The organism is Nocardia sp. NPDC101769 (assembly GCF_044766925.1).
In the GTDB taxonomy this organism is placed as follows: Bacteria; Actinomycetota; Actinomycetes; order Mycobacteriales; family Mycobacteriaceae; genus Nocardia.
Genome location: NZ_JBIWMX010000109.1, coordinates 1 through 3228 on the forward strand (window position 1 = coordinate 1; position 3228 = coordinate 3228).

At 64.9% G+C, this 3228-nt stretch carries 4 protein-coding genes; 2 read left to right on the forward strand and 2 right to left on the reverse strand.

Going from position 1 to position 3228, the window contains the following annotated elements; translation table 11 throughout:
• Positions 1-270: 270 nt before the first annotated feature.
• On the reverse strand, positions 271-702 hold the full coding sequence (locus ACIRRA_RS45665; protein WP_402782321.1) for a MarR family winged helix-turn-helix transcriptional regulator: 432 nt from the start codon (positions 700-702) through the stop codon (positions 271-273).
• Here ACIRRA_RS45665 and ACIRRA_RS45670 point away from each other — a divergent pair.
• Positions 688-1659, forward strand: a complete 972-nt coding sequence (locus tag ACIRRA_RS45670; protein ID WP_402782324.1) for an alpha/beta hydrolase family esterase — start codon at positions 688-690, stop codon at positions 1657-1659. The genes ACIRRA_RS45665 and ACIRRA_RS45670 overlap by 15 nt on opposite strands.
• Before the next feature lie 79 nt (positions 1660-1738).
• A complete protein-coding gene (locus ACIRRA_RS45675) occupies positions 1739-2059 on the forward strand; it encodes a putative quinol monooxygenase (protein WP_402782327.1) in 321 nt (106 codons plus the stop codon).
• Positions 2060-2202: 143 nt separating this feature from the next.
• Here the strand turns inward: ACIRRA_RS45675 and ACIRRA_RS45680 are convergent, their stop codons facing one another.
• Positions 2203-3018, reverse strand: a complete 816-nt coding sequence (locus ACIRRA_RS45680) for an integrase (RefSeq protein WP_402782330.1) — start codon at positions 3016-3018, stop codon at positions 2203-2205.
• Between the last annotated feature and the right edge of the window lie 210 nt (positions 3019-3228).

Here is a 3228-nt window from a genome sequence, read left to right on the forward strand (position 1 = left end):
GGCTACCGGGTCACCCTCCAACCCATTACTCAACCCGAATAAATCACCAACACCCGTGGTCACCCGTGGTGGTCACCATATTTTCGTGTCAGTTCGGGATGTTCCCTGGTAGAGGGTGATTCGCCACGTCTTCTGTCCACTCCTCGATCACCTCCGTGATGATCGCTCCGATGCGCCGGAGGGTAAACAGGCCAGGACATTGTGACGACCCGTGCCCAGGCGGGCCGTACATCGACGGGCAGCGATGCGCTCAAGCGGGCGAGACTCGATTCAGAGCAATCGGCGCAGCAGTGGCAAAGCTCTGCGGACCTCATCCAGTTCCGAATCCGACAAACGCTGGACGAGTAGATCCGCCAAATGGTCGTCGCCCGTGTTGCGTCGCTCGGCGACCAGCTCGCGGCCGGTGTCGGTGAGTGTCAGCACGCGTCGGCGCAGGTCTGCGGGATCGGTGCGGCGTTGCACGAGTCTGCGGTCGACCAAGGCGGCGACTGTGGCGGCGGCCGACTGGTGGGTAATCTTGTCGGCGCGGGCGAGTTCGGCGGCGGTGTGGGGGCCCTCGCGATCGAGACGCTTGAGGATCGACAGCTGGGCCAGGGTGATATCCCGGGCCGGCGCTGCGGTCCTGATCGACCGGACCAGTGCGCCGACCACAGCATGCAGCTCCTCTGCCAATTCTCCGGTGCCCGTTTGACTTTCACTCATCGACCCATACAATACAGGAGAACTGCGCAGTATGCCTGTATATATTGGATCGAGGTATTGGTGACGAACGTCAAATTGTGGGTCGACGGGCGCCGCCGTACTTTCGCACTACATCTGCCTGCCATGCCGAAGCCGGACCTGCCACTGCTACTCGTCCTGCACGGCCACCGCTCGTCGCTGCTCGGTCCGCTCCAGCGTTCGGTCGAATCGCGAGGACAGCGGACGGCCGGTTTCGGCCCGTGTATCGAGCGGTACGACATCGCGGTCGCCTATCCGGATGCCTATACCGGCAGGTGGGCCGACGGCCGGGGTGTCAGCCGCGATGAGCAGCGTGGCGTTGACGATGTCGCGTTCCTGCGCGCTGTTGCTGAACACTGCGCCGACCGCTTCGGTACCTGCGGCAGCGACGTCCTCGTCGCCGGTATCTCCAACGGCGCGTTCATGGCGCATCGGATGGCGCTGGAGGCCGCTGACCTTGTGACAGCCTTCCTCTCGATCGCGGGCGGCCTGCCCGCCGCGCTGACGGACGTGCGGCCGACCCATGCGGTGTCGGCGCTGCTGATCAACGGCACCGCCGACCGTATCGTTCCGATCGGCGGCGGGCATTCGCGGCGCCGCGGACCGAACGATGAATTACTCGGCCGCACACTGTCACTCACCGAATCTGCGCAACACTGGGCCGAACTCGATCGCTGCGCGGGCGAAGCAGTTGTCGAACAGACCCCAGCCGGACCGGGCCCCGCCGATCTGGCGGTGACGCGTCACACGGCCAGCGCCGGCGTCGGCGGGACCCGGGTGGCGGCCTGGTCGATCGACGGCATGGGGCACACCTGGCCGGGAACGCCCGCGCCGGCCTTCATGGAATCTCTGCTGGGAAAGACCCCGCAGAACATCGACGCGGCCGACGAGTTCTGCCGCTTCGCGCTACGGGCTAACCCAGGAGACCGCCGTCTGTGACTGCCGAACCGGACCAGAATCGGCCCGGTAGCACCCCAGCGGGATCGAGAGATGTCCACGATCGAGGGAAGTGAATCCATTGACTGACACCGAGATGTTCAGCGTCTACGCGCGCGTGTCGGCGCAGCCGAACCAACGGGACGCTGTGATCGAGCTGATCAAGGAAGCGGTGCGAGCCGGCGGGGACTCGAGCGGGCTGGTGGCATACAGCATCAACGCGCCGATCGACGACCCGGACTCTGTCTGGGTGACGCAGCTGTGGGTGTCGAAGGACGCGCACGACGCGACCACCCGCAGCGAGCCCGTCCGGGCTGTGTCTTTGCAGATGGTCTCGCTTCTGGCTGCACCGCCGTCGAGTTCCTACGGCCACGCAGTCCACACCAATGGGTTCGACCGATAGCGCTTACCAAAGCATTCGCCTGTCGCATGTCGCATGTCGCACCGACCGAGCCGGTCACGCCAGCCGGGCGGAGTTCGGTCGTCGATCTACCAGAGTCCGCGAAGCGCCATATAGCTGTCGCAGGGAGCGCTTGTGCGATCGCCTCAGTCCCAGTCCGAAGCTGAGCCGGTAGCTGCCTCGATCGGTCGCGCGATGAGAGTGCGGGCGATGGCTGCGTAGTCGATCGCGGTCTTGTCGCTGAGCCCGAAGGTTATCGCCAGATGGAGTGGATCGTTGTTCGTCGCCAATGCCTCGTTGAGGACTCGGTCGGCGCGGATCTGTTCGAGTTCGATGCCGAGCAGGCTGAGGTGCCAAGTCAGGTGATATGCCTCGACGGCCTCGGTGGTGAGCGCGGTGTCACGCGAGACGATGAGGTGGGGGTTGGACGTGTGGGGCCATCGCTGGTGCCGGTACGCCAGCCAATCGGTGAGAACGGCATGGGTGAATTCGGTGAGCCGGTGGGTGACGCCGGCCAGAAGGATCCGGCTCCCGGCGAGATCGACATCGTCGAGCAGCAGATTCCGCAGGGCACTGCCCCGGACGGCGTAAACGGCGACCAATGCGACGGCGACCCGCTGGAGCGGCGTGACCGCGGTAGCGGTGACGGTGTCGACTTGGTGATCGGTCATCGGAAGTGCTGTGCGGCGCGGCATTGCGCCGATGTGGAGGCTGCGGGTCGGATCGGCGAAGATCAGGCGGTGCCGTTTGGCGAACCCGAACAGCGATCGCAGTGCGACGAAGGTGCCGTTGCGCCGGTGTCCGGACATCGTGTCCAACGCCGCTTTCACCTCGTCGCGCGTGATCTCGCGCAGGGCCGAACGAGTCACGGACCACGCGCCGATCACCGGGTTCACGCGGCTGTAGTAGGCGTGCAGCGTCGCTTCGGCACGGGGGTGTGCGCGTGGTTCGCCGTCGGCCAATGCGACCAGCCAGGCTCGGACTGAGGGGCCGGAAAGATTTCGGACAGCGCATCTTTGGTTTCTCTACGCTGCCTGGTTCCGTTCGAACCACTCGGACTCTACTTCGTTGGGAGTTCGGTAGTCAATTGCGGAGTGGAGCCGAATCTGGTTGTACCGCAGCTCAATATAGGCGATGATGTCTTTTCGTGCATGCGCACGCGTGGGATACTC